The 25,295-nt window shown below is 63.8% G+C and carries 19 protein-coding genes; 10 read left to right on the forward strand and 9 right to left on the reverse strand.

The window, feature by feature from the left end; translation table 11 throughout:
• Positions 1 to 15 precede the first annotated feature (15 nt).
• A complete protein-coding gene (gene yajC / locus JX25_RS06460) occupies positions 16 to 342 on the reverse strand; it encodes a preprotein translocase subunit YajC (RefSeq protein WP_128254235.1) in 327 nt (108 codons plus the stop codon).
• Positions 343 to 552: 210 nt separating this feature from the next.
• On the opposite strand from yajC, the gene serS reads away from it, so the two are divergent.
• Complete coding sequence (gene serS / locus JX25_RS06465) at positions 553 to 1,842, forward strand: serine--tRNA ligase (protein WP_128254236.1); 1,290 nt, start codon at positions 553 to 555, stop codon at positions 1,840 to 1,842.
• Between the two features lie 23 nt (positions 1,843 to 1,865).
• Here serS and JX25_RS06470 read toward each other — a convergent pair whose 3' ends face one another.
• A complete protein-coding gene (locus JX25_RS06470; RefSeq protein WP_128254237.1) occupies positions 1,866 to 2,450 on the reverse strand; it encodes a lytic transglycosylase domain-containing protein in 585 nt (194 codons plus the stop codon).
• 137 nt (positions 2,451 to 2,587) lie between these two features.
• Between JX25_RS06470 and ssb the strand changes: the two genes are divergently transcribed.
• Positions 2,588 to 3,103, forward strand: a complete 516-nt coding sequence (ssb, locus tag JX25_RS06475; RefSeq protein WP_128254238.1) for a single-stranded DNA-binding protein — start codon at positions 2,588 to 2,590, stop codon at positions 3,101 to 3,103.
• A 219-nt stretch (positions 3,104 to 3,322) separates the two neighbouring features.
• On the opposite strand, the gene acnA is transcribed toward ssb, so the two are convergent.
• The 6 genes from acnA to JX25_RS06505 all read right to left on the reverse strand — a co-directional run bounded on the left by acnA (position 3,323) and on the right by JX25_RS06505 (position 12,407).
• A complete protein-coding gene (gene acnA, locus JX25_RS06480) occupies positions 3,323 to 5,896 on the reverse strand; it encodes an aconitate hydratase AcnA (RefSeq protein ID WP_128254239.1) in 2,574 nt (857 codons plus the stop codon).
• A gap of 56 nt (positions 5,897 to 5,952) precedes the next feature.
• Positions 5,953 to 6,819 carry a GntR family transcriptional regulator gene (locus tag JX25_RS06485; RefSeq protein WP_128254240.1) on the reverse strand — a complete coding sequence of 289 codons (867 nt, stop codon included), beginning with the start codon at positions 6,817 to 6,819 and terminating at the stop codon, positions 5,953 to 5,955.
• 22 nt (positions 6,820 to 6,841) lie between these two features.
• Positions 6,842 to 8,341 carry a tripartite tricarboxylate transporter permease gene (locus JX25_RS06490; protein WP_128254241.1) on the reverse strand — a complete coding sequence of 500 codons (1,500 nt, stop codon included), beginning with the start codon at positions 8,339 to 8,341 and terminating at the stop codon, positions 6,842 to 6,844.
• A 7-nt stretch (positions 8,342 to 8,348) separates the two neighbouring features.
• Positions 8,349 to 8,819, reverse strand: a complete 471-nt coding sequence (locus JX25_RS06495; RefSeq protein WP_128254242.1) for a tripartite tricarboxylate transporter TctB family protein — start codon at positions 8,817 to 8,819, stop codon at positions 8,349 to 8,351.
• A 55-nt stretch (positions 8,820 to 8,874) separates the two neighbouring features.
• Complete coding sequence (locus JX25_RS06500; protein ID WP_128254243.1) at positions 8,875 to 9,837, reverse strand: Bug family tripartite tricarboxylate transporter substrate binding protein; 963 nt, start codon at positions 9,835 to 9,837, stop codon at positions 8,875 to 8,877.
• 287 nt (positions 9,838 to 10,124) lie between these two features.
• Positions 10,125 to 12,407 carry a Tex family protein gene (locus tag JX25_RS06505; protein WP_128254244.1) on the reverse strand — a complete coding sequence of 761 codons (2,283 nt, stop codon included), beginning with the start codon at positions 12,405 to 12,407 and terminating at the stop codon, positions 10,125 to 10,127.
• Between the two features lie 138 nt (positions 12,408 to 12,545).
• On the opposite strand from JX25_RS06505, the gene JX25_RS06510 reads away from it, so the two are divergent.
• The 6 genes from JX25_RS06510 (at position 12,546) to JX25_RS06535 (ending at position 22,292) form a co-directional block, all read left to right on the forward strand.
• Positions 12,546 to 14,123, forward strand: coding sequence for a peptide ABC transporter substrate-binding protein (locus JX25_RS06510; protein ID WP_128254245.1), 1,578 nt, complete (start codon positions 12,546 to 12,548; stop codon positions 14,121 to 14,123).
• A gap of 48 nt (positions 14,124 to 14,171) precedes the next feature.
• Complete coding sequence (locus JX25_RS06515) at positions 14,172 to 15,095, forward strand: ABC transporter permease (RefSeq protein WP_128254246.1); 924 nt, start codon at positions 14,172 to 14,174, stop codon at positions 15,093 to 15,095.
• A complete protein-coding gene (locus JX25_RS06520; protein WP_128254247.1) occupies positions 15,088 to 16,203 on the forward strand; it encodes an ABC transporter permease in 1,116 nt (371 codons plus the stop codon). The genes JX25_RS06515 and JX25_RS06520 overlap by 8 nt, the downstream gene beginning before the upstream one ends.
• Position 16,204: 1 nt before the next feature.
• The gene (locus JX25_RS06525) at positions 16,205 to 17,815 is read left to right on the forward strand and encodes an ABC transporter ATP-binding protein (RefSeq protein WP_128254248.1); all 1,611 of its coding nucleotides are present in this window, start codon (positions 16,205 to 16,207) and stop codon (positions 17,813 to 17,815) included.
• A gap of 100 nt (positions 17,816 to 17,915) precedes the next feature.
• A complete protein-coding gene (locus JX25_RS06530) occupies positions 17,916 to 19,046 on the forward strand; it encodes an efflux RND transporter periplasmic adaptor subunit (protein ID WP_128254249.1) in 1,131 nt (376 codons plus the stop codon).
• The gene (locus JX25_RS06535) at positions 19,047 to 22,292 is read left to right on the forward strand and encodes an efflux RND transporter permease subunit (RefSeq protein WP_128254250.1); all 3,246 of its coding nucleotides are present in this window, start codon (positions 19,047 to 19,049) and stop codon (positions 22,290 to 22,292) included.
• Here JX25_RS06535 and JX25_RS06540 read toward each other — a convergent pair.
• Complete coding sequence (locus JX25_RS06540) at positions 22,237 to 22,725, reverse strand: DUF1499 domain-containing protein (protein ID WP_128254251.1); 489 nt, start codon at positions 22,723 to 22,725, stop codon at positions 22,237 to 22,239. The genes JX25_RS06535 and JX25_RS06540 overlap by 56 nt on opposite strands.
• A gap of 228 nt (positions 22,726 to 22,953) precedes the next feature.
• On the opposite strand from JX25_RS06540, the gene JX25_RS06545 reads away from it, so the two are divergent.
• Both JX25_RS06545 and JX25_RS06550 read left to right on the forward strand, forming a co-directional pair.
• Complete coding sequence (locus tag JX25_RS06545; RefSeq protein WP_128254252.1) at positions 22,954 to 24,258, forward strand: extracellular solute-binding protein; 1,305 nt, start codon at positions 22,954 to 22,956, stop codon at positions 24,256 to 24,258.
• A 108-nt stretch (positions 24,259 to 24,366) separates the two neighbouring features.
• Positions 24,367 to 25,293 carry an ABC transporter permease subunit gene (locus JX25_RS06550; RefSeq protein WP_421780793.1) on the forward strand — a complete coding sequence of 309 codons (927 nt, stop codon included), beginning with the start codon at positions 24,367 to 24,369 and terminating at the stop codon, positions 25,291 to 25,293.
• Positions 25,294 to 25,295 lie beyond the last annotated feature (2 nt).

The following is a 25,295-nucleotide window of genomic DNA, read 5'->3' on the forward strand; positions in this document are numbered from 1 at the left end:
TCCGGGTCATGAAAATCAGGCGACGGGTTCGGTCTTGGAGATGACCTGCGCGATCGTGTGGCGCAGGACCTTGACCTTCACGCCCTCGGCGATCTCCACCTGGATCTCATTGCCCTCGGCAACGTGCGTCACCTTGCCGATGATGCCGCCCTGCGTGACGACCTGATCGCCGCGGCGCAGCTGTTCCACCATGTTGCGGTGTTCCTTGACCTTCTTCTGCTGCGGACGGATCAGCAGGAAGTACATGATCACGAAGATCAGGATCAGTGGCACGAAGCTGGTCAGCGCGCCGGCGGCGCCGCCCGAAGCTGCGGATTGTGCGAAGGCGGGGGTTGCGAACATGCGTTTTCCTCGTCTGGCGCGGGGCAATGCCCCGGATGTCGGTGGCGCACCCTAATGGCGCCCCCCTCCGATGGCAAGCCGGCGGGTGCGGGGCATATACGCGCAGCCGCCTCACGTTTCTACGGCGCGGGCTGCGGGATTTTTCCGGTTCCCCGGCGCGCCGCGATGGGGCATAGGAAAGGCCGAAGTTCATTCATCAGGAGCAAGGACATGCACGACATTCGCGCCATCCGCGAGAACCCAGCCGCTTTCGATGCGGCCTTGTCGCGCCGCGGGGCCGAACCGATGTCGTCGCGCATCCTTGCCATCGACGAAGCGCGGCGCGGCAAGATCCTTGCTGCCGAAACCGCGCAGGCCGAACAGAACCGCGCCAGCAAGGATGTTGGCGCAGCCAAGGCTTCGGGCAACGAGGCCGAGTTCGAGCGTTTGCGCGCCCTTGTCGCGCAGAAGAAAGCCGATATCGCGCGCCTGAATGAAGAAGCCGCCGCCGAGGATGCGCGCCTGCGCGATCTGCTGCTGACCATCCCGAACCTTCCCCGCGCTGATGTGCCCGATGGCGGAGGCGAGGACGAGAACGTGGAGCTGCGCCGCTGGGGCACCCCGCGCACCTTCGACTTCCCCCCGAAAGAGCATTTCGAAATCGCGGGCGCCAAGCCCGGCATGGATTTCGCCACTGCGGCCAAGCTTTCGGGCAGCCGCTTTGTCGTGCTGCAGGGCGCGGTCGTCCGCCTGCACCGCGCGCTGGCGCAGTTCATGCTGGACACGCATGTGACCGATCACGGCCTGACGGAAACATGGACGCCGGTCCTTGTGCGTGACGAGGCGATGCTTGGCACCGGCCAGCTTCCGAAATTCTCGGAAGACAGCTATCGCACCACCAATGGCTGGTGGCTGGTTCCCACTTCGGAAGTAACGCTGACCAACACCGTTGCCGGCGACATCCTTGACTGGGAGGTCCTGCCGATCCGCATGGCGGCCCATACCCAGTGCTTCCGCTCTGAAGCGGGTTCGGCCGGCAAGGACACATCCGGCATGCTGCGCCAGCACCAGTTCGAAAAGGTGGAGATGGTTTCCATTACCACGCCCGACCAGTCGGAAGCCGAACATGACCGCATGACCGGCTGCGCCGAGGCGATCCTGCAAAAGCTGGGCCTGCCTTATCGCGTGATGGTTCTTTGCACCGGCGACATGGGCTTCGGTGCCACGAAGACCCACGATCTGGAGGTGTGGCTGCCCGGCCAGAACACCTATCGTGAAATCTCGTCCGTGTCGGTTTGCGGCGATTTCCAGGCGCGGCGCATGAATGCCCGCTTCCGCCCCGAAGGCGGAAAACCGGAATTCGTTCACACGCTGAACGGATCGGGACTTGCCGTGGGCCGCTGCCTTATCGCGGTACTGGAAAACGGCCAGCAGGAAGACGGGTCGGTGGATCTGCCCGAGGCAGTTTGGCCGTATCTTGGTGGCAAGACGCGCATCTCGGCCGAAGGCGCACTGGTCTAAGGCGCGGGGGCACCTGCCCCCGATCAGCCGCCCGCGATGACCTTCACATAGGCCTGCGTTTCGGCATAGGGTGGAATACCGCCATACCGCTCAACAGCCATGGGGCCCGCATTATAGGCCGCCAGCGCGTGCTGCCAGTTGCCGAACCGGTCATACATCATGCGCAAATAGCGTGCGCCGCCATGAAGATTCGATGCCGGATCATCGATGGCCGCGCCCAGCAGGCGCGCCGTATCGGGCATCAACTGTGCCAACCCGCGCGCGCCCTTGACGGAAACCGCCATGGGGTTCCATCCCGACTCCTGCTGCACAAGACGCAGGAAAAGCTCCTCCGGCACGTTGTATTTCTGCGCGGCTGCACGAGCCGTGGCCAGATACTGCCCGCGATAGGATCCGGTATAACGGGGACCCTCCGGCTCTTTCACCTCGGACGGTGGGCGCAACCGGGTAGATCCGGAATATTGCCGCCCTGCCCGCCCGTCCAGCACGCTGAACTGTGCCGAAAGGCGCGATCCGCCCCCGCCGCCGCTGCTTGCGAAAATTCCTTCGGCACCGGCCGTTCCGGCCATCATCGCGGCCATGCAGGCCGCAAGCGCAATGCGTTTCATCCATCCGCCCTTCGCTGTCCCGTCCGCGACTATACGCGAAAACGTCAGCGGTGCCAGCCTGCGCGGCCTGAAACCTTCCTTGCGGGTGGAAGGGCACGCGTGTAAGCCCTGTCGCAAGGTTTTACTGGGGAACGCACATGGCAGGTTCGGTCAACAAGGTCATCATCATCGGCAATCTCGGCCGCGATCCCGAGGTGCGCAGCTTCCAGAACGGCGGGCGCGTGTGCAACCTGCGCGTTGCCACCACCGAAACGTGGCGCGACCGCGCTTCGGGGGAACGGAAGGAGCGTACCGAGTGGCATTCCGTTGCCATCATGGACGAAAACCTCGTGAAGGTGGCTGAACAATACCTGCGCAAGGGCTCCTCGGTTTATCTGGAAGGCCAGCTGGAAACCCGCAAATGGCAGGACCAGTCCGGCGCCGACCGGTATTCCACCGAGGTGGTGCTGCGCCCCTTCCGCAGCCAACTGACCATGCTGGGCGGACGCGGTGAAGGCGGCGGCGCATCCTCGGGCGGCGGATATGAAGATCGTGGCGGCCAGTCCGGCGGATATGATTACGAAGGCGGCCGCAGCAGCGGCGGCGGGCGTTCGGGTGGCGGTGCGCCCGCAGCCGGTCGCTCCAACGATTTTGACGACGAAATCCCGTTTTAAGACGGGCTTCGCGGCAGGTCCAGACCTGCCGCAGCCACGCCGGTTAAGCCCCGCTGTCGGACAAGATTTTTCGGCAGGCGCGGACAGCAGGCGGCAACGGCCTGCGGACCGCCAGATGGCCAACCTCTGGCACGCTGCTTGTCGTAAAAATCTCGGGAAAGTGCGCGTCGGCACATGATTGATGCTGCCGGAACAGCACCGGATGACACCAGCCGCCCGTCACGATTCCCCACCGATCATGCGGCGAAGAATCAAGGGCATGATCCCGCCATTCTGCAACGTCTCCACCTCCAGTGAGGTTTCGATCGCTGCAACGCAGTCGATCCGCAGTTTCTCACCCGAGAAGCGATCTACGATGACCTGCATCTTGGCGCGAGGCGTCAGCTTTGCAGGGTCCAGATCAAGGTCGATCCCGTCGCGCACATCCAGGGCAAGTGACGCAGGCGTTTCCGACACCATGCGCAGGGGCAGGATGCCCATCCCGATCAGGTTGGAGCGGTGGATGCGTTCGAAGCTGGCAGCAAGGACGGCCCGTGCGCCAAGCAGCGCCGCACCTTTTGCGGCCCAGTCGCGTGAAGATCCCATGCCGTAACGTTCGCCCGCAACGATAACCACCGGTGTGGCAGTTTCGCGGTATCGTTCGGCTGCGTGCCACAAAGGCAGGATTTCTCCGTTCGGCATCACGGTGGATCCCGGCGGGATGTCCTTTCTCAGCAGGTTCATTACCGAGCGGTTCGTGAACAACCCCCGCAGCATCGCCTCCCAATTCCCACGCCGGGATGAAAAGACGTTCAGATCCTTGGGGTCTTCTCCGTTCTCGATCAGATATCTTCCTGCCTCGCCGCCTGCAGGGATCTGGCTGGCGGGCGAAATGTGGTCGGTCGTGACATCATCCCCGACAACAAGGATGGGCGTTGCCCGGACCGCATGAAGACCCCTTCCCTTGTTGAACGACGCGAAAGGCGGGCGTCGGATGTACGTGGACTTCGGGTCCCAAGGAAAAAGCGGAGTGTCGGGCGCGTCCAGTTCCGCCCACATCTCGCTGTCTTCCGCAGCTTGATAGGCAGCCGCGAAATCGGCGCTGTCCATCGCGAGCGCCAGCGCGGCATCGATCTCGGCCCCGCTTGGCCAGATATCGCGCAGATGAACACCCAGTGCGAGCGGGTCCCGCAGAATGTCGCGCTCCACGTCCCCTGCCAGTGCAAAGGCTATGACCAGCGGAGGGGAGGCAAGAAAGCCCGCTTCCAACTGCGGATGCACACGACCGGGAAAGTTGCGGTTGCCCGACAGGACCGCAACCTGAAGGCGCCCTTCGGCCTGCGCCTCCACCGCGACGCGGGGTAACGAACCGGAATTGCCGATGCAGGTGGTGCAACCGAAACCAACGATACCGAAGCCGACGGCCTCCAGATCCTCCAGCAGGCCTGAACGCTCCAGGTAACGCTGCGCGGTTGGCGATCCGGGCGCGAGCGATGTTTTCACATGCGCGGGTGGCTTCAGCCCAAGCGCACGCGCCTTGCGGGCCAGCAGGCCTGCGGCGATCAGCAGACGCGGGTCCGACGTGTTGGTGCAACTGGTGATGGCAGCGATCGCAACCCCCCCATCAGGCGACTGGCCCGCAAGGGCCGCAACCGGCGGCCCGCCCCGCACCCTGCTTGCCGCATCCGCTGTTGCCGACGCGGGCATCCGGTCCTGCGGACGGCGCGGCCCTGCGACACTGACCTCGACCTCTGACAGGTCTATCTCGACGACGCTGGTGAAAACCGGCTCCTCGTCGGGATCGAACCAGAGCGATTGTTGGCGGCAATAAGCTTCCAGCCTCGCGACATGATCTGCCGGGCGGCCCGTGCCAAGAAGATAGGCCGTGGTGGCATCATCCACAGCGAAGAACCCGGAATTTGCGCCGAATTCCGGCGTCATGTTGGCAACCACCGCCCGATCCCCTGCCGAAAGCGAGGATACGCCCGGCCCGAAGAACTCGACGAACTTGTCCGCAAGATCGATCCGGCGCAGGCGCTCGGTCACGGTCAATGCGAAGTCGGTTGCCGTCACCCCCTCGTGCAAGGCGCCCGTCAGTCGCACGCCCACGATGTCGGGCACACGAAGCATCACCGGCATGCCGAAGAAGACGCTTTCCGCCTCGATGCCGCCGACGCCCCAAGCCAGAACGCCGATGCCGTTGATCATGGGCGTGTGGCTGTCCGTCCCGATCAGGGTGTCGGGGATGAGCCAGCCGTCCCGCTCGGTCACGACCGTTGCCAGCCGTTCAAGGTTCAGCGTGTGCATGATCCCGGTGCCGGGTGGATGCACCCGGAAATTGCTCAGCGCCTTCGTCGCCCATTTCATGAAGCGATACCGCTCGCCATTGCGGCGGTATTCATTGGCCAGGTTCCGCTGCACTGCATCGGGAGAGGCGAAGACATCCACGGCAAGCGAATGATCGGTCGAGACATCCACGGGCAGAACGGGATTAAGAAGTTGCGGATCATGCCCTGCTTCGGCAAGGGCCGACCGCATCGCCGCAATGTCCACCAAGGCGGGCCCGCATGTGGTGTCATGCATGAGCACGCGCGACGGAAGAAATGGTATCTCCTCTTCGCTTCGTCCCGTTTCCAGCCATGACAGGATCGCCCTGCGCGCCCGCCCGGCGTCATCGCCCGCCGTCCGCAGAACGTTTTCAAGAAGAAGCCGATGGATATGGGGAAGCTTGCGCAGCTTGCCTTCCGCGGCCCCGTGAAGATCGGCAACGCGATAATCCGTCCCGTTGAACGAGAACGTCGAGTCGTTGGCCATCGTTTTCTCCCCCCGGCTGCGGCAGGGTTAGCATTTTTGGTCGATAAAGTGCAATATCAGTTGATCAGCCGCACCTTGATGCTTCCTGCCTCGCGCACGTGGCGATGCAGGAAGGTTGCGGCGGCATGCATGTCCTTCGCCTCGATAAGATCAAGGATCTGCAGATGCTCACGGCATTGCTGCGGCAGGCGAGTGCGGTCGTTCGTTATGCGATATTCCAGCAACCGCCGGATACGGTTGATGCGGCGCACGGCATCAAGAAAGAAGTCGTTGTTGGCGCATCGCATCAGCATCTCGTGGAAACCGATATTGGTGCCAAAGATCGCCGAGCGGCTTTGGTCTTCATAATGCTGCAGCAATGCCGTCTGATGCTGGCGTGCGGCAGCAAAGGCTTCCGGATCGATCCGGAAACTTGGCAAAAGCAATGCCTGCATCTCGATCGCGGCCCGGAAGTTATAGGCGTCCTCATAGGTCTTGCGCGAGGTCAGGGTTTCCCGGAACTGCCATCCATTGCCGGGAAGGCGGTCGATCCATCCCTCCTCGGCGATGCGGTGCAAAATGCGAAGCAGCCTGCCGCGCGGGAGCCCGTAGATCCGCATCAGCTCCGTCTCGCTGATCCGGTCGGCAAGCTTGCCGGCAAGACGGTCCTCGGCGATCTGGAAATAGTCGGGATCCTCCCCCTCCTCTGCTGCCGGGGGCAGATCACCGGCATCATGGGCAAGAAAGAAGCCCCGGTTCGGTTCGGAGCGGACAAGGCCCTGCTCCGCCAGCTTCTTCAGCGCCGCGACGATGGGCGCGCGCGACACGCGGCACGTGTCGGCCAGCACCTGCGCAGGCAGATGCTGGCCGGCCTTGAAGCCGTTGGCGCGGGCATGATCCAGGATCCGAGAGATGATCTGGGGGGATAGACTGCCGCGTGCCATGACTGCTCCTTCTTCTGGGGCCTCAATCCTCGTCCTGGCGGAATTTTGCAAGGCCGCGGAACAGGAACGGGGCCACAAGCGCCAGCGTCGCAATGCCGATCATGATCGCCGATCCGGGATGCTGCAGCAGGATCATCGGATCGCCGAGGCTCATCTGCAGCGACCGGCGCAGCGCGCTGTCCGCCAAGGGGCCAAGGATCAGCCCGACCACGACCGGCGCGATGGGATAATCGTAGCGGCGCATCAGAAAACCGAGGAAGCCGAAGCCAAGCAGAAGCAGCAGTTCCACCACCGAAGGATTGGCCGCAATGGTTCCCATCGATGCAAAGACAAGGATGCCCGCATAAAGCCATGGCACCGGGATCTTCAGCAGGCGCACCCATAGCCCGACCAGCGGCAGATTCAGCACCAGCAGCATGACGTTGGCGATGAACAGCGACGCCACCAGCCCCCAGACCAGCGCCGGATACTGCACGAACAGCAGCGGGCCCGGTTGCAGGTTGTATTGCTGGAAACCCGCCAGCATCACCGCGGCAGTGGCCGAGGTTGGCAGGCCCAGCGTCAGCAGCGGCACCAGCGTTCCAGCGGCAGAGGCGTTGTTGGCAGCCTCCGGCCCGGCAACGCCCTCGATGGCGCCAGTGCCGAACTCCTCCGGCTTCTTCGACAGCTTGCGTTCCATGGTATAGCTGAGGAAGGTCGGAATCTCTGCCCCGCCCGCAGGAAGGGCGCCGATGGGAAAGCCCAGGGCGGTGCCGCGGATCCACGGCTTCCACGACCGCGACCAATCCTCACGGGACATCCAGATCGACCCCTTGATGGCAATGGGCTTTTCAGAGGTGCGAAGATGACGGGACACGACATGCAGCGCCTCCCCGATCGCGAAAAGCCCGACGGCCAGCGTGGTCACCTCTATCCCGTCAAAGAGGTTGGGCACGCCGAAAGCCAGCCGCGTCTGGCCGGTCAGCTGGTCGATGCCGATCAGGCCCAGCCACAGGCCGATCGCAAGGCTGGTCAGCCCCCGCAACGGCGAGCTTCCGAAGGTTGCCGACACCGTCACGAAGGCGATCAACATCAGGCCGAAGTAATCCCATGGACCGAATTTGACGGCAACCTTCACCAGCAGCGGCGCAAGGAAGGCAAGCCCCAGCGTCGCGATCAGGGCGGCCACGAACGATCCGATCGCCGCCGTCGCCAGTGCGGGCCCGCCGCGCCCGCGCCGCGCCATCTGGTTGCCCTCTAGCGCCGTCACGACCGAGGCGCTTTCACCCGGCGTGTTCAGCAGGATGGCCGTGGTCGATCCGCCATACATCCCGCCATAATAGATCCCGGCAAACATGATGAGAGACCCGCCGGGGTCCAGCTTGAACGTCACCGGCAGCAGCAAGGCCACCGTCAAGGCAGGGCCAATGCCCGGCAGCACACCAACGGCGGTGCCAAGAAGAACGCCGATGGCGGCGAAAACCAGATTCATCGGCTCCAGCGCCGTAGCGAATCCGCCGAGAAGATAAACCAGCGAGTCCATGGCGACCTCAGAAAAGCCGCTCGAACGGCCCCATGGGCAGCGCGAGGGTAAGAATCTTGTTGAACAGAAGGAAGATGCCGATGGCCAACACCGCGCCGATGGCCGCGTCCTTGATCAGCGCCCGGCGCCCGAAGGCGCGCGCGGTGAACACGAACAGCAGCGTGGAGGCGAGGATGAAGCCCGCGCCCAGCCAGATCGCGCCGACCAGGCCGAACAGCCCAAGGACAACCCAGCTGAAGGCCTTCCAGGCCGCCTGCTCTGCCTCGATCCCCGGACGGAACGCGGCAAACAGGTGCCCGACGCCCAGGATCGCAAGAAAGGCCGCGACGAAATAGGACGCTGCGTCCGCACCCATGCCATAACTCGCACGGATGTTCATGTTGCGCGCATCATTGAAAGTGATCGCCGCGATCGCGAACAACGCGACCCCGATGATAAGCGTGGGCCGGTGAAATCCGGTAGTGGCTGGCTGGATCATGGCTCCCCCCTTCTTGTCCCGTGACGGGCGGGCGGTTTTACCGCCCGCACCTTATTCAGTTCGCAAGACCGATGGAGCTGAGAACCTCGTGCACGCGCTCGGCTTCCGAAGCGATGAAGTCGGTGAACTCTTCCGACCCGGCGTAATAGTCGGACCAGCCGCGGGCGGCGATCAGTTCCTGCCATTCGGCGGATTGGACGGTGTTGGAAACGGCTTCCTCCAGCACTGCCTTGTCTTCGTCGCTGATGCCGGGGCCAGCGAAGATGCCGCGCCAGTTGACCAGTTCGATGTCATAGCCTTGCGCCTTCAGGGGCTGCGCATCGATCCCCTCGATCGGCTCGGGGTAGGAAATCGCAAGGGCGCGAAGATCGCCGGATTCGATCTGGCCCTGCCACTCGCCATAGCCCGAGATGCCCGCCGTGACCTGCCCGCCCAGCATGGCTGCAAGGGCCTCTCCGCCGCCGGAATAGGCGACATAGTTGACCTTGGCAGGATCCTGACCGGCCGCCTGCGTCACCAAGGCTGCCAGAATGTGATCTGCACCGCCCGCCGAGCCGCCGGCCCAGATCGTACGCTCCACGTTGCCTTCGATGCCGGCCATCAGGTCGGCCATCGTCTGATAGGGCGAGGATGCGGGAACGGCGATCACCAGCGGATCGCCCGTCAACCTGGCGATCGGCGTGACGTTGGTCAGATCATAAGGGGCACCGTTGGTGATGATGGCGCCCACCATCGTGATCCCGCCAACAAGCATCTGGTTGGGTGAACCTTCGGCGCTTTGAACGAACTGGGCCAGACCCACGGTGCCTCCCGCACCGGGAACATTGACCACCTGAACGCTGCGGGCATTGCCCGTGGACATCATCACTTGCTGAAGCGACCGCGCAGCCGAGTCCCATCCACCACCTGCGCCCGCGGGCGCGAGGATCGAAACTTCAAGATCCTGCGCCGCCGCCGGACCGATGGCGACAAACGTCGCCAAGCAGGCTGCAACCAGCCTGTTTGCAAAAAACGTCATGACTTCCTCCCTTTGAGCTACAGCAGGATAGCTCCACTTCTTTCTGCATTATTTGCGGATAAAACGCAATATAATTTAGGGATGGAAGCTGGCGACGAAGCAATATGTCCTGAACCCAAGCGTGGCCGCAAGGAAAGATGCGCGCGCCTTCATGCCATCCCTCGCAAGCTACATGTATCTGCTGCGATTCTGGTGGGTTAATATGCACTTGGCTGCACCGGATGGTTTAGGCACGTCGCTCCGTGCAAAGCGGGCCGCCGAAAATGGGCGGCCGATTGGCCGCCCAATTAATTCCGCAAGCCCTTCAGCGCATCGGCGAAGGCATTTCCGCCCGAGCTGCGAGGGGCAGATTGCATCGGGCCGCGCACCTTCGGCTTTTCTTCCCGCTTTTCGGGCGCGGCGCCGCCATCCTTGCGCATCGTCAGGCCAATCCGCTTGCGCGGCACGTCCACCTCGGTCACGCGCACCTTCACAACATCGCCGGCCTTCACCACTTCATGGGGATCTTTCACGAAACGGTCGGCCAGTTGGCTGACATGCACCAGACCGTCCTGATGCACCCCGATATCCACAAAGGCCCCGAAAGCGGCCACATTGGTCACGGTGCCTTCCAGCATCATGCCGGGCTTCAGGTCCGTGATCTCGTTCACGCCTTCGGCGAAGGTGGCTGTCCTGAATTCGGGACGCGGGTCGCGGCCCGGTTTTTCCAGCTCGGCCAGAATGTCCTTGACCGTAGGCAGGCCGAACCGCTCGTCGATGAAGTCGCGTGGGTTCACCGATTTCAGCGCGGCGCTGTCCCCCATCAGTGCGCGCAGATCCCGCCCGCAGGAGGCGACAATCCGCCGTGCCACATCATAGGCCTCCGGGTGGACGGAGGATGCATCCAGCGGTTCTGTCCCGTCGGGAATACGCAGGAAGCCTGCCGCCTGCTCGAACGCCTTGGGGCCAAGACGGGCTACCTTCAGCAGTTCACGGCGGGAGTTGAAGCGCCCCTGCGTATCCCGATGCGCCACGATCGCCTCGGCAAGCGACGTGCCAAGCCCGGACACACGCGCCAGCAGCGGGGCCGATGCCGTGTTCAGATCGACACCCACCGCGTTCACGGCATCCTCGACCACGGCATCAAGCTGCCGGGCCAGACGGGACTGATCGACGTCATGCTGGTACTGGCCGACGCCGATGCTTTTCGGCTCGATCTTCACGAGTTCGGCCAGCGGGTCCTGCAAGCGCCGCGCGATGGAAACGGCGCCGCGAAGCGAAACATCCAAGCCCGGAAACTCTTTCGCGGCAAGTTCGGATGCGGAGTAAACCGATGCGCCCGCCTCCGATACGATCACCTTTACCGGCTTTTCCGGCAGGGCCGAAATCACGTCCGCCACCAGCTTTTCCGTTTCGCGGCTGGCGGTGCCATTGCCGATGGCCACCAGCTTCACGCCATGCGCGCGGATCAGGCGCGCCAGATCGGCCGAAGCGCCGCGGATGTCGTTCCTGGGCTGGAACGGATAGATGGTTGCCGTTTCAAGAACCTTGCCCGTTCCATCCACCACCGCCAGCTTGCAGCCCGTTCGGATGCCCGGGTCCACGCCCAGCGTTGCCTTCCCGCCCGCCGGCGCGGCCAGCAGCAGATCCTTCAGGTTGCGGGCGAACACGTCTATGGCCTCGGCCTCGGCCCGCTCTCGCAGATCGGTCATCAGGTCCAGTGTCAGCGAGGTTTTCAGCTTCACGCGCCAGGTCCAGGCCGCCGCGTCGCGCAGCCAGGCATCGCCCGCGCCCTGCCCGTTCGCTCGAAGCGCCGCGCCCGCCATGCGTTCGGCCGGACTTTGCCCGCGCGGTGCATCGGCATCGACGCCCAGATCAAGGTTCAGGACCCCCTCGTTCCGCCCGCGCAGCATCGCCAGCACACGGTGCCCCGGCGCCTTCGACCAATCCTCGTCATGGGCGAAATAGGCGGCGAACTTCGCGCCCTCGGCCTCCTTTCCTTCCACCACGCGGGCGGACAGGCGGCCGACTGTTTTCATGTGGCCACGCAGGCGGGCCAGCAGGTCGGCATTCTCGGCCAGTCCCTCGGCCACGATGTCGCGTGCGCCTTCCAATGCTGCCTTCGCATCGGCGACGGCTTCGGTCACGAAACCTTCGGCCAGTTTCGCGGGGTCCGCGTTGCGGTTGGCAAGAATACGTTCGGCCAGCGGCGCCAGCCCGTTTTCCCGCGCGATCATAGCCTTCGTCCGGCGCTTGGGCTTGTAGGGCAGATAGATGTCCTCAAGCTCTGCCTTCGTGGTGACGCCGGCGATGCGCGTTTCAAGATCGCCCGTCAGCTTGCCCTGATCGGAGATGGATTTCAGGATGGCCGTCCGCCGCGCCTCCATCTCGCGCAGATAGCCGAGCCGCTCGGAAAGAAGGCGCAGCTGCGTATCGTCCAGCCCGCCCGTCACCTCCTTGCGGTAACGTGCAACGAAAGGGACCGTCGCCCCGCCATCCAGCAAGGTGATGGCGGCGGTTACCTGCTGCGGCGCGGCCCCGATTTCGGCAGCGATGATGGTGGGAATGCGGCGTGTGGGATCGGGGGTCATGTCGTCTCCGGCAGTGGGAACGGCCACCATATCCCGACGCTACGGTATGGGAAAGGGCGCGACGAAGGCAGTTGACTTGCCCTTCATTTCGCAGGACTTCTGGATCATCAAGCAATAACGCACAGGGAGTAACTTCACATGGCAGCACGTGATCTGCTGGCAGCATCGGCGCTTGCGCTGGTGCTTGGCGCGGGCGCAGCCTCGGCCGAAGTCGTCATCAATCGCGGCAACGACACCGATCCCGCGACGCTCGACCCCCACCACACCCAAACCGTGTCGGAAGGCCGCATTCTGAAGGATCTTTTCGACGGCCTGGTCATCCAAAGCGCCGAGGGCGAGGCCGTTCCCGGCGTTGCGGAATCGTGGGACCTGTCGGAAGACGGCACCGTTTACACCTTCCATCTGCGCGATGCCAAATGGTCCAACGGCGATCCGGTCACCGCGCATGACTTCTCGTTCGCCTATCACCGGATCGTCGATCCGATGACCGCTGCGGGCTATGCCTCCAACCTGTTCGCGATCAAGAACGCCGAGGCGATCGCCGGTGGCGAGATGCCGGTCGACCAGCTGGGCGTGCGCGCCATCGACGACAAGACGCTGGAGATCACGCTCAAGGCCCCCACCCCCTATTTCATCGAGCTTCTGACCCACCAGGCCGCGTTGCCAGTGCACCAGAAATCGGTCGAGGAATTCGGCGACCAGTTCACTCGCCCCGAGAATTTCGTGACGAACGGCGCCTACAAGCTGGAATCGTTCACGCCGAACTCCCAGCTCGTGATGGTGAAGAACCCGCATTACTACAACGCGGATGAAGTCGCGATCGACCGTGTGAACTGGATCCCGTTCGAAGACCGGTCGGCCTGCATGCGCCGCTTCGAAGCCGGCGAGGTGCAGATCTGCTCCGACGTTCCGGCCGAGCAGATGGATTACGTGCAGCAGAACCTTGCCGACGAACTGCGGATCGCGCCGTATCTGGGCACCTATTACCTGCCCGTGAAAGGCGCCGAGGGCAGCCCGCTGAAGGACGCACGCGTGCGCCGCGCCATCTCCATGGTCATCGACCGCGACTTCATCGCCGAGTCCGTCTGGGCCGGCACGATGCTTCCCTCCTTCAAGCTGGTCCCCCCCGGCATCGCCAACTATGACGGCGATGCGGTCACGGTGGATTACGCCGACAAGGACCTGTTCGACCGCGAGGATGACGCCCTTGCCCTGCTGGAAGAAGCCGGCGTCGAACCCGGCAGCCTTACGGTGGAACTGCGCTACAACACCGGGGAAAACCACAAGAACACGATGGCCGCCATCGCCGACATGCTGTCCAACATCGGCATCAATGCGCGCCTGAACGAGGTCGAGGGCACGACCTATTTCAACTATCTGCGCGAGGGTGGGCCCTTCGACATGGCGCGGGCCGGCTGGATCGGCGACTACAACGATCCGCAGAACTTCCTGATGCTTTACGAATCCGGCGTGCCCTTCAACTATTCGCGCTGGAGCAACGAACAGTACGACGCGGATCTGGACAAGGCCGCCATCACGCAGGATCTGCAGGAACGGGCGAAGATTCTGGCAGATGCCGAACAAACGCTGCTGGACGAACAGGCGATCATCCCGATCCTTGCCTATTCCTCGCGTGCGCTGGTCTCCGCCGACGTTCAGGGTTACGAGGACAACCTGATGGATGCCCACGCCACACGCTGGCTGTCCCTGAACTGATCCACACGGGCGGGTCGAAAGGCCCGCCCTTCAACTTATAGGTATTCGATGCTTGGATACACCTTGCGACGAATGGCCAGTGCCGTGCCGACGATCTTCATCATCGTTACGCTGACCTTCTTCGCGATCCGCATTGCGCCGGGTGGCCCGTTCGATCTGGAACGCCCACTGGACCCCCTCATCCTTGCCAACCTGCAGAAGGCCTACAATCTGGATGCGCCCTTGTGGCAGCAATACCTGATGTACCTGGGCAACCTGCTGCAAGGCGATCTTGGCCCCAGCTTTACCCGCCGCGACTTCTCGGTCAACGAGCTTTTCGCACAGGGTCTGCCGGTGTCGATCCTGCTGGGCGGGCTTGCCCTTTCGGCGGCTACCGTTCTTGGGATCATCCTTGGCGCCATCGCGGCGCTTCGGCAGAATTCATGGCTGGACAACCTGATCGTCGCCATTGCAACGCTGGGCATCACCACCCCGAATTTCGTCATCGCCCCGTTGCTGAGCCTGTTCTTCGGCGTCATCCTTGGTGTTCTGCCCGCCGGGGGGTGGAGCAACGCAAATCCCGCCTATTGGGTGCTGCCGGTCATCACGCTTGCCTTGCCGCAGGTGGCCGTGATCGCGCGCCTTGTGCGCGGCGCCACGGTGGAGGCGCTGCGTGCCAACCATGTCCGCACCGCCCGCGCCTATGGGCTGCCTTCGCGCGTTGTCGTGGGGGTTCACGCGCTGCGTGCGGCGATGCTGCCCACCGTTTCCTATCTTGGCCCGACTGCCGCGGCGCTGCTGACGGGGTCCGTGGTGGTGGAAACCGTGTTCGGCCTGCCGGGCGTTGGCCGGTATTTTGTCCAGGGCGCGCTTGGCCGTGACTATACGCTGGTGATGGGCACAGTGGTGGTGATTGCCGTATTCGTGGTGATCTTCAACCTGCTGGTGGACCTCGCCTATGCCTGGCTTGACCCGAGGGTGCGCTATGACTGATATCCCCATGACTGCGGCGATGCCCAGCCGCTCTCTCTGGCAGGATGCGTGGATCCGCCTGAAAAAGAACCGTGCCGCACTGGCCAGCCTTGTGATCCTTGTGGTGCTGGGACTGGCAGGTGCCTTCGGGCCCATGATCTCGCCCCACCCTTACGGCGCGATCTATCAGCAATATGTCCGCGTGCCGCCAAGCCTCGAAGCCTACCCCCGCGCAGAGGAAATCGAACCCGCGGTCGAAAGCCTGATCCGCCGCGCGCGTGTGGAAACGACGCAAACAGACGTCTCCGGCGATACCGTCACCGTTTCCGTCGCCTCGGACCAGCCGATCGATGAACGGCTTGTCAGGTATTTCCAGCGCTCGGACCAGTTCTTCAACCCCGAGTTGGTGCTTGCGGATAACGGGCTGACCGGAACCCTGACGCTGGAGGTGGAGCGTAACTACTTCTTCCTCGGCACGGACAACCTTGGTCGTGACATGCTGTCCCGCATCCTGATCGGGGTTCGCATCTCGCTGGCGATCGGGATTTTGGCATCGACCATGGCACTGGTTCTGGGCGTGGCCTATGGCGCCATCTCGGGGTATCTGGGCGGGCGCATCGACAACGTGATGATGCGGATCGTGGATATCCTTTATTCGTTGCCCTTCATCTTCTTCGTGATCCTGCTGCTGGTGTTCTTCGGGCGAAGCCTGCTGATCATCTTCATCGCCATCGGGGCAACGGAATGGCTGGACATGGCCCGCATCGTGCGCGGTCAGACCCTTTCACTGAAGCGCCGGGAATTCGTGCAGGCGGCCGAAGCGCTGGGCGCAACGCGGTCGGGCATCCTGCGCCGCCACATCATCCCGAACGCCCTTGGCCCCGTGATCGTGTTCGTCACGCTGCTGGTTCCCAAGGCGATCCTTGCCGAAAGCCTTCTGTCTTTCCTAGGGCTTGGTGTTCAGGACCCGATGACATCGCTTGGCCTGCTGATCTCGGAAGGGGCGCAGAACATGCGCGGCGCATCGTGGCAGCTGATCGGACCGGCCGCCGTGCTGACCGTGATCCTGTTCGCGCTGAACTTCCTTGGCGACGGCCTGCGCGACAGCCTTGACCCGAAGGAGCGTTGACATGACCGACAACACGATCCTGTCCGTGCGCGACCTGCGCGTAACGTTCCAAACCAACGATGGTCCAGTCGATGCCGTGAAAGGTGTCAACTGGGACCTGAAATCGGGTGATACGCTGGCCATCGTGGGCGAAAGCGGCTCGGGCAAAAGCCAGACGACGATGGCGCTGATGGGGCTGCTGGCCGCCAACGGCGCGGCCACGGGGTCCGTCCGGTATCGCGACCGCGAGGTTCTGAACCTGTCGGAGAGGGAGCTGAACAAGATCCGCGGCAAGAAGATCACGATGATCTTCCAGGAGCCGATGACCTCGCTCGACCCCCTCTACCGGATCGGCGACCAGCTGGCCGAACCGCTGCGTCATCATGCCGGCATGTCCAGGAAGCAGGCGCGTCCGCGCATCCTGGAACTGCTGCGCCTGGTCGGCATCCCCGAGCCGGAGCGGCGCATCGACAGCTATCCACACGAGATGTCGGGCGGGCAGCGCCAGCGCGTGATGATCGCCATGGCACTGGCCAACGATCCCGACATCCTTATCGCGGATGAACCGACCACCGCGTTGGACGTGACCATTCAGGCGCAGATCCTCGAACTGCTGGCGGATCTGCAGAAGCGCCTTGGCATGGCAATCGTGTTCATCACACACGATCTGGGCATCGTCCGCCGCTTTGCCGACCACGTTGCCGTCATGCGCCGCGGCGAAGTGGTGGAGGATGGCACGGCCGAACAGGTGTTCACCGCGCCCAAGCACCCCTACACCCGCATGCTGCTGGATGCCGAACCGGAGGGGACGAAGCTGCCCCCTGCCGACAACGCGCCCGAACTGCTGCGCGGCGATGATGTGCGCGTGACGTTCCCGCTGGGCGGCGGGCTGTTCAGGAAGCCCGATTACCTGCACGCCGTGAAGGGCATTTCGATAAATCTGCGCGAAGGGCAGACAATCGGCGTGGTGGGCGAATCCGGATCAGGCAAGTCCACGCTGGGCCGCGCCCTGCTGCGCCTGACCGAAAGCCACGGCCGCGTGGCCTGGCTGGGCAACGAACTGCCGCGCGGCATCGACGAAATGCGCCCCTTCCGCCACGATCTGCAACTGGTGTTCCAGGATCCCTTCGGATCGCTTTCGCCGCGCATGACGGTGGGGCAGATCATCACCGAAGGTCTGCTGATCCACGAACCGTCCATGTCACGCGCCGAACGCAACAAGCGCGCGGGCGAGGCGTTGGAGGAGGTCGGCCTCGACGCCTCCATGCGCAACCGCTATCCGCACGAATTCTCGGGCGGGCAACGCCAGCGCATCGCCATCGCCCGCACCATGATCCTGCGCCCGCGCGTGATCGTGCTGGACGAGCCGACCTCGGCGCTTGACCGGTCCGTGCAAAAGCAGATCGTGACGCTGCTGCGGGACCTGCAACAGAAATACAAGCTGTCGTATTTCTTCATCAGCCACGATCTTTCGGTCGTGCGGGCACTGGCCGACCACATCATCGTGATGAAATCCGGCGAGATCGTGGAACAAGGTGCGACGGATCAGGTCTTCGACGCCCCGCGCGAGGAATATACCCGCCGCCTGATGGAAGCGGCGCTTTCGACCACGCGTTTCCGGGACGCATCCTGACCGGGCCGGGGGGCGTTGTTCGCAATGCCCCCCCGGCAGCGTCTTGAACAACGGGCTGTGCCGCTCACATCTAGGGCAACCTGTTGCCGGGGGCACATCCATGTTCCGCTTCGCCATTCTTTGCCTTTTTCTTGGCGCAGCGCCCCTGCACGCGCAGGAGGCGTCTCTGCCTGCCCTGACCGTGACCGAAGCACGGCGCGAGGTGCTGACAGACCGCGTCATCGTTTCCGGCCTTGTCCAGCCGGTGCAGCGGGTGGAGGTGCAGCCCCTGATCGACGGCCAGCCGGTGGAAGCGCTGGAGGCCGACGTGGGCGATTACGTCGCCGCCGGTCAGGTTCTGGCCCGCCTTTCCACCGCAACCCTTGAACTGCAACGTGCACGGCTGCAGGCCCAGCGCGCGCAGGCCGAAGCCGCCGCCGCACAGGCCGAAGCGGGACGCGTCGAAGCCGATGCCAGCGCCGTGGAGGCCCGCGCGAATGCCGAGCGCACCAGCCAGCTTCAAGCCCGTAACGCAACCTCGCAGGCGGCGGTCGATCAGGCACGGGCGGGCGCTGCCACGGCCGAGGCGCGGGTGACCGCCGCCGCCCAGCAGGTCGCTGCGGCCAAGGCGGATATACGCGTTGTCGATGCGCAGCTTGCCGATCTGGATCTGCAACTTCGCCGGACCGACGTGACAACGCCCGTTGCGGGCCGCGTCATCACCCGCAATGCCGCCATCGGCCAGATTGCCAGCCCTTCGGCAGAGCCGATGTTCGTGCTGATCCGCGATGGGCAGCTTGAACTGCGCGCCGACGTTTCCGAAACTGACTTGCTGCGCCTTGCGCAAGGCCAGCCGGCCACGCTGACCCTGCCCGATGGCAGCACGCTGCAAGGCCGGGTGCGGCTGGTGGAACCGCAGGTGGACGAGACGACGCGCCTTGGCCGCGTTCGCATCGCGGTGGATGACAGCTCGCGCCTGCGGGCCGGCCTGTTCGCGCAGGCGGAGATTGCGGCCGCGCAGCGCGAAACGATGGCCCTGCCCGCCACCGCCGTGGGCCGCGACGCCGAAGGCAGCTTCGTGATGACCGTGACGGACGGCACCGTTCACCGCACCCCCGTCACCACCGGCATCCGCGAGGGCGGCATGGTAGAGATTGCGAACGGCCTTTCCGAAGGCGTGCAGGTGGTGGCCAAGGCCGGCGCCTTCGTGCGCGAGGGTGACCGCATCAACCCCGTTCCGGCGGAGAGCTGAATGAACTTCTCGGCCTGGTCCATCCGCAATCCTGTCGCGCCGATCCTCGCCTTCGTGATGCTGATCGTGCTGGGGATGCAAAGCTTCTTCGGCCTGCCGGTGACGCGCTTCCCCAATATCGACGTGCCGCTGGTGGCGGTGACGGTGGTGCAGGAAAGCGGCGCGCCTGCTGAATTGGAAAGCCAGATCACGCGCGAGGTGGAGGATGCCGTTTCCGGCATTCCCGGTGTGAAGCATGTCACCTCCACCATCAGCGACGGGTCGTCCCGCACGATCATCGAGTTCGACATGGGGGTGCCCACCGATCGCGCCGTGCAGGACGTCAAGGACGAGATCGACCGCATCCGCGCCGATCTGCCGGGTGATGTGGAACCGCCCATCGTGGCGCGGGTGAACGTGGAGGGTCAGGCGATCCTGACCTACGCCGTGTCCGACCCTTCCATGACGGTGGAGGAGCTTTCGTGGTTCGTCGACGACACCGTGATCCGCGCCCTTCAGGGCAGCCCCGGCGTCGGGCAGGTGGACCGCTTCGGCGGGGCCGAGCGCGAGGTTCGCGTGACGCTGGATCCCGTGAAACTGGACGCCTATGGCCTGACGGCGGCGGAGGTCAGCCGCCGCATCGGCGCGATCAACGTGGATCTGGGCGGCGGACGGGGGCAGATCGGCGGCACCGAACAGGTGATCCGCACGCTGGGCGATGCGCCGGATCTGGATGTGCTGGCCGCAACGATGATCCCCACCGCCGGGGGGCAGGTACGCCTGTCCGACCTGGGCCGGATCGAGGATACTTATGAGGAGGTCCGCTCGTTCTCGCGCGCGGGGGGGCGCCCCGCGGTGACCTTCGCCGTGTTCCGTGCCCAGGGCGCCTCGGAAGTGTCGGTCGCCGAAACGGTGGAAGCGGCGCTGCAGGATCTGCGCCGCGCCCATCCCGACGCGCGGATCGTCAAGGTCGATGACATGGTCAGCTATACCATCGGCAACTATGAAACCGCGCTGCACACGCTGATCGAAGGCGCGGTTCTGGCCGTGCTGGTGGTGCTGGCCTTCCTGCGCAACTGGCGGGCAACCGCCATCGCGGCGCTGGCCCTTCCGCTCTCGGCCATCCCGACCTTCTGGATCATGGACCTACTGGGCTTTTCGCTAAACCTCGTCAGCCTGCTGGCCATCACCCTTGCCACCGGCATCCTTGTGGATGACGCCATCGTGGAGGTGGAGAACATCGCCCGGCACATGCGCATGGGCAAATCCCCCTATCGCGCCGCCATCGATGCCGCGGACGAGATCGGGCTGGCCGTGATCGCCACCACCATGACCATCGTTGCCGTCTTTGCACCGGTATCCTTCATGCCGGGGATACCGGGACAGTACTTCCGGCAGTTTGGCCTGACGGTGGCGATCGCCGTACTGTTCTCGCTTCTGGTGGCGCGGCTGATCACCCCGATGATGGCGGCCTATCTGATGCGCGACCGCGATGCCGCGCATGAAGAAAAGGATGGCCGGGTGATGCGCGGCTATCTGCGGCTGATCGGAACCACGACCCGGTGGCGCTACACCACCATTGCAGTGGCGGTGGGAATGCTGGCCGTGTCGCTGATGTTCATGCTTCGCATCCCCGGCAGCTTCCTTCCGCCCGAGGATGTGAGCCGCATCCCCGTCAGCGTGGAACTGCCCCCGGGCGCAACGCTGGAGGAGACAGATGCCGCGACCCGCCGGATGGAGGACGTCATCCACGAGGTTGACGGCGTCAGCGAGGTGTTCGTGCTTGGCGGCTCTTCCCCCACGGGGGATATGGATGTGCGCCGCGCTTCTGTGACCGTGTTTCTGGACGATCCTGCCGACGGGCTGGAGGGGCGGCTTTACCAAATCTTCAGCCCCCTTTCCCATTACGTTCTGCCGCAACCCGAAGGGCGCCTGCGCCCCCAATCGGACATCGAGGCCGAGATCTTTGAACGGCTTGCCGCCATTCCCGATCTTCGCGCCTTCAAGCTGAATGATCGCGGGCAGCGGGATATCGAATTTTCGGTCCTTTCACAGGATCAGGCCGCCCTGACCGAGGCCGCATCGCGGCTGGAGGCGGCCCTGCGGGAAGAACCGCTGCTGTCGGGCATCGCAGCGGAAGGCGCATTGCCCCGACCCGAGGTGCATGTGGTGCCGCGTATGGACGAAGCCGCGCGGCTTGGCGTGGATACAGACACCATCGCCCGCACCGTGCGCGTAGCCACGCTGGGCGATGTCGATGCCGCTCTGGCCGAGATTTCGCTGGATGACCGGCAGATCCCGATCCGCGTACGGCTGGAAGATGCCGTGCGGGACGATCTGGCCCGCATCGCCGCCGTGAAGGTGGCAACGGCCAGTGGCGCGCTTGTTCCCCTTTCGGCGGTTGCGGATGTGTTCCTTGCCGAAGGGCCAAGCATGATCGACCGCTATGACCGTGAGCGGCGGGTGACCATCGGCGCGAACCTTCCGCCCGGCGTTGCCCTTGGCACCGCGACCGAGGCGTTCCGGCGCGTGGCCGCATCCGTGGATCTGCCCCGGGGCGTTCGCATCGCCGAAGTGGGCGATGCCGAGATCCAGGCCGAAATGCAGCGCAGCTTCGGCAACGCGATGGTGATGGGGCTGTTGCTGGTGCTTTCGGTGCTGATCCTGCTGTTCCGTTCTGTCGTGCAGCCATTCACGATCATCCTGTCGCTTCCGCTTGCCATCGGGGGCGTGGCGGGCGCGCTCATCCTTGCCGGAGAGCCGCTTTCGATGCCGGTGCTGATCGGCATCCTGATGCTGATGGGTATCGTGACCAAGAACGCGATCCTGCTGATCGATTTCGCGATCGAGATGAAAGCCCGCGGCATGGACCGGATTTCCGCCGTGATGGAAGCGGGGCATAAACGGGCGCGGCCCATCGTCATGACGTCCATCGCGATGTCTGCGGGGATGCTGCCTTCGGCACTGGGCGTCGGGGCTGGCGGATCGTTCCGCGCGCCCATGGCCATCGCCGTGATCGGCGGGATCATCGTTTCCACAGTGCTGAGCCTTGTGGTGGTGCCGTCGTTCTTCCTGATCATGGATGATCTGGGCCGCCTGCTGGGCCGCCTTTTCGCGCCACTGATCGGGCCGAAGGAAGAAGAACCGCCCGTCCCCACCACCGAGGATCTGGCAGCCGAGGCCGAGCTGCGCGAGGCGGAGCTTGCCGCCCTCAGGAAGCGTGTGGCGGTGCTGGAGGAACGCCGTCCGCCCCCGTGGGTTGCGTGATGTTGCGCAACTCTTCCAGCCAGCTTTCGACGCGCGAACGTTCCGCCTGCGGCAGCCGCGGAAGATAACGGGCGCGGGCATGAACGGTCACCCGAGTTCCCTGCCCGTCGGGGATCAGCCGGACAGAGGTGAATGTGGGCAGGCCAAGCACCGCAGACCGGGTGATCCATGTGCGGTGGAACCCCTCGCCCGCGAACATCTTTGTGCGGGGCGTATGCCGGGCCACCGCCTCCAGCCGCGCGGCCACCTGATGCGGGGGCAGCGGAAGTAAGGGGCCATCATCGCGCAGCAGAAGGTGGTTCGGCCGCGACGGCTTGCGCACTGTCATCGGATCGACGTGCCAATCCTGCGAATCCGAGGGGGTATAGCGCAGAAACGCCCAGATCACCAAAAGGGCGACAAGAAGAAGGATCAGAAAATCGGCCAGGCTCATGGTGGTTATCCCCGCTATGTCCTTCATATGTCTGCTCTGTCCCCTGCAGTATCAATGGGCTGAAGTGAAACGCGCGATCTTTGGCCAGGGGGGCAGACACGTCGAGATATACGATTTTGATAAAGAAGTGATGAGCGGCCGGGGATGTCGCGCAACTGTCACCTATCCGTCACCGATCCGTTGATATTGGCGCGCTAGTCGCAGCGCATCCAAGTCAAGAGGACGGACATGAAGATCACCTCGACCATCGCGATTCTCGCTCTCGGCGCTTCCACCCTTGCCGCTTCCGCACAAACCGCCACCGACATCACCTGGTGGCACGGCATGGGTGGCAGCAACCAGGAAGCCATCAACCAGATCTCGCAGCAGTTCAACGACTCGCAGGATCAGTGCAACCTGACGCCCGTCTCGCGCGGCACCTATGAAGAAGCCCTGTCGGCCGGTATCGCCGCCTTCCGTTCGGGCGAACAGCCCAACATCCTGCAGGTGTTCGATGCCGGTGCGGCCACGATCATGAATGCCCCCGGTGCCGTGGTGCCGGCCGAGGATCTGATCAAGAACGCCGGATACGACTTCGACCGCGAAGCCTTCATCCAGGGCGTGCGGTATTTCTATGCCGATGCCGAAGGCAAGTTCGTCGGCATGCCGTTCAACTCCTCCGCGCCGATCATGTACATCAACACGGATGCGCTGGAAGAGGCCGGGGTCGAGGCGCCCAAGACGTGGGAAGACTTCGAGAAGATCGCCCCCGCGCTGAAAGAAGCCGGCTATATCCCGATGACGGCCAGCCAGCTGACATGGATGATGGTCGAGAACTTCTTCTCGCGTCACAACATCCAGTTCGCGTCGAACAACAACGGCTATGACTCGGTCGAAGGCACGACCATCAACATGACGGATGAACACCTGATCCGCATGTTCGAAAAGCTGAAGGAGTGGCACGACGAAGGCTATTACGCCTATTACGGTGCCGGCTGGTCCGATAACCAAGGCCCGTTCGAACAGGACAAGGTGGCGCTGTGGATCGGATCGTCGGGTTCGTTCGGCGGCCTTCAGCAGACCGCTTCCATGCCCTTCTCGGCAACGTTCCTGCCCTATTGGGGCGATGTGGAGGGTGCGGGCACCAACACCTTTATCGGCGGCGCGGCGCTGTTCGCGATGGCCGGCAAGCCGGACGCGGAAAATGCCTGCACGGCTTCGTTCTTCCAGTTCCTGACCTCGCCCGAGGTGCAGAAGTTCTGGCACGAGACCACCGGCTATGTTCCGGTGACCGAGGCCGCATACGATCTGGCCAAATCCGAAGGACATTACGAAGAACAGCCGGTCGCTGAAGTCGGCATCCAGCAGCTGATGCTGGAAGGCGGCGAATGGTCGCGCGGGTACCGCCTTGGCTTCTATCCGCAGATCCGCTCGATCATGGAGCGTGAGTTCAACCGCATCTTCGCTGACGAAACCACGGTCACCGAAGCGTTCGAAACGATCAAGGAAGAGGGCGACGCCCTGTTGGCACGTTTCGCGCGCACCGCAGGCTGATCCGGCCCTGATCCTGTTCGGGCCCCCTTCGCGGGGGCCCTTCCACGTTGATGAAGGAGAGTGCGCTTGGCCGAACTGACCTCCCCCCCGGCGGCGGCGCCCCGCATGATGGCGCGGATGGCGGCGCGCCTGCGCGGCAAGGCTGCCGATCCCGCAAAGCGGGTCCAATTCGACAGCCGCCTGCTGCCATGGCTGTTTCTTGCCCCGCAACTGGCGGTCATCGCCGTGTTCTTTTACTGGCCGTCCATTCAGGCGGTGCAGTCGTCCTTCTATCTGGAGGACCCGTTCGGCTTCGGATCGACCTTCGTTGGCATGGCGAACTATGCCGACGCGCTGACCAGCAACTCTTATCAGCGGGTGGCGCGCTTCACCGCAATCTTCACCGTTCTGGTGACCTTCCTGTCGCTGTCGCTTGGCTTGCTGCTGGCCGTGAAGGCGGATGCAGTGATCCGCGGGGCAGCAACCTACAAGACGCTTCTGATCTCCGTGTACGCGATCGCGCCGCCGGTTGCGGGGCTGATCGGCATGATGTTCTTTGACATGCATATCGGCCCCTTCGTGAAGCTGGCGGCCTGGTTCGGCTGGGACATGCGCGTCGGGCTGAACTATTTCGACACCGCCTTCGCCATGATCTTCGTGTCGGTGTGGAAGCAGATCCCGTACAACTTCATCTTCTTCCTGTCTGGCCTTCAGGCCGTGCCCGTATCCGTGCGAGAGGCCGCCTTCATCGACTGCAAGAACGGCTGGACGCGGTTCCGCACCGTCGTGATGCCCCTGCTGGCGCCGACAGCGTTCTTTTTGCTGATCATCAACATCACCTATGCGCTGTTCGACACCTTCGGCGTGATCGACGTGATGGTGAAGGACAAGCCGGCCAACAACCCGATCACGCTGGTCTACAAGGTCTATGACGACGGGTTTCGCGGCAATGACATCGGCGGATCCTCGGCCCAGTCGGTGATCCTTATGCTGGTCGTGTTCGCGCTGACCATCGTGCAGTTCCGCTTCCTTGAGAAGCGCATCCATTACGGTTGATC

This window comes from Falsirhodobacter deserti (assembly GCF_004015795.1).
GTDB lineage: Bacteria > Pseudomonadota > Alphaproteobacteria > Rhodobacterales > Rhodobacteraceae > Falsirhodobacter > Falsirhodobacter deserti.

Excerpts from the sequence above, each read along its gene's own strand:
- serS (WP_128254236.1), top strand. The coding sequence starts at position 553 with ATGCACGACATTCGCGCCATCCGCGAGAACCCAGCCGCTTTCGATGCG.
- JX25_RS06520 (WP_128254247.1), top strand. The coding sequence starts at position 15,088 with ATGACTGATATCCCCATGACTGCGGCGATGCCCAGCCGCTCTCTCTGG.
- JX25_RS06525 (WP_128254248.1), top strand. The coding sequence starts at position 16,205 with ATGACCGACAACACGATCCTGTCCGTGCGCGACCTGCGCGTAACGTTC.
- ssb (WP_128254238.1), top strand. The coding sequence starts at position 2,588 with ATGGCAGGTTCGGTCAACAAGGTCATCATCATCGGCAATCTCGGCCGC.
- JX25_RS06490 (WP_128254241.1), bottom strand. The coding sequence starts at position 8,341 with ATGGACTCGCTGGTTTATCTTCTCGGCGGATTCGCTACGGCGCTGGAG.
- JX25_RS06550 (WP_421780793.1), top strand. The coding sequence starts at position 24,367 with ATGGCGCGGATGGCGGCGCGCCTGCGCGGCAAGGCTGCCGATCCCGCA.
- JX25_RS06540 (WP_128254251.1), bottom strand. The coding sequence starts at position 22,725 with ATGAGCCTGGCCGATTTTCTGATCCTTCTTCTTGTCGCCCTTTTGGTG.
- JX25_RS06545 (WP_128254252.1), top strand. The coding sequence starts at position 22,954 with ATGAAGATCACCTCGACCATCGCGATTCTCGCTCTCGGCGCTTCCACC.
- JX25_RS06505 (WP_128254244.1), bottom strand. The coding sequence starts at position 12,407 with ATGACCCCCGATCCCACACGCCGCATTCCCACCATCATCGCTGCCGAA.
- JX25_RS06510 (WP_128254245.1), top strand. The coding sequence starts at position 12,546 with ATGGCAGCACGTGATCTGCTGGCAGCATCGGCGCTTGCGCTGGTGCTT.
- JX25_RS06535 (WP_128254250.1), top strand. The coding sequence starts at position 19,047 with ATGAACTTCTCGGCCTGGTCCATCCGCAATCCTGTCGCGCCGATCCTC.
- JX25_RS06500 (WP_128254243.1), bottom strand. The coding sequence starts at position 9,837 with ATGACGTTTTTTGCAAACAGGCTGGTTGCAGCCTGCTTGGCGACGTTT.
- JX25_RS06485 (WP_128254240.1), bottom strand. The coding sequence starts at position 6,819 with ATGGCACGCGGCAGTCTATCCCCCCAGATCATCTCTCGGATCCTGGAT.
- JX25_RS06515 (WP_128254246.1), top strand. The coding sequence starts at position 14,172 with ATGCTTGGATACACCTTGCGACGAATGGCCAGTGCCGTGCCGACGATC.
- acnA (WP_128254239.1), bottom strand. The coding sequence starts at position 5,896 with ATGGCCAACGACTCGACGTTCTCGTTCAACGGGACGGATTATCGCGTT.
- JX25_RS06495 (WP_128254242.1), bottom strand. The coding sequence starts at position 8,819 with ATGATCCAGCCAGCCACTACCGGATTTCACCGGCCCACGCTTATCATC.
- JX25_RS06530 (WP_128254249.1), top strand. The coding sequence starts at position 17,916 with ATGTTCCGCTTCGCCATTCTTTGCCTTTTTCTTGGCGCAGCGCCCCTG.
- yajC (WP_128254235.1), bottom strand. The coding sequence starts at position 342 with ATGTTCGCAACCCCCGCCTTCGCACAATCCGCAGCTTCGGGCGGCGCC.
- JX25_RS06470 (WP_128254237.1), bottom strand. The coding sequence starts at position 2,450 with ATGAAACGCATTGCGCTTGCGGCCTGCATGGCCGCGATGATGGCCGGA.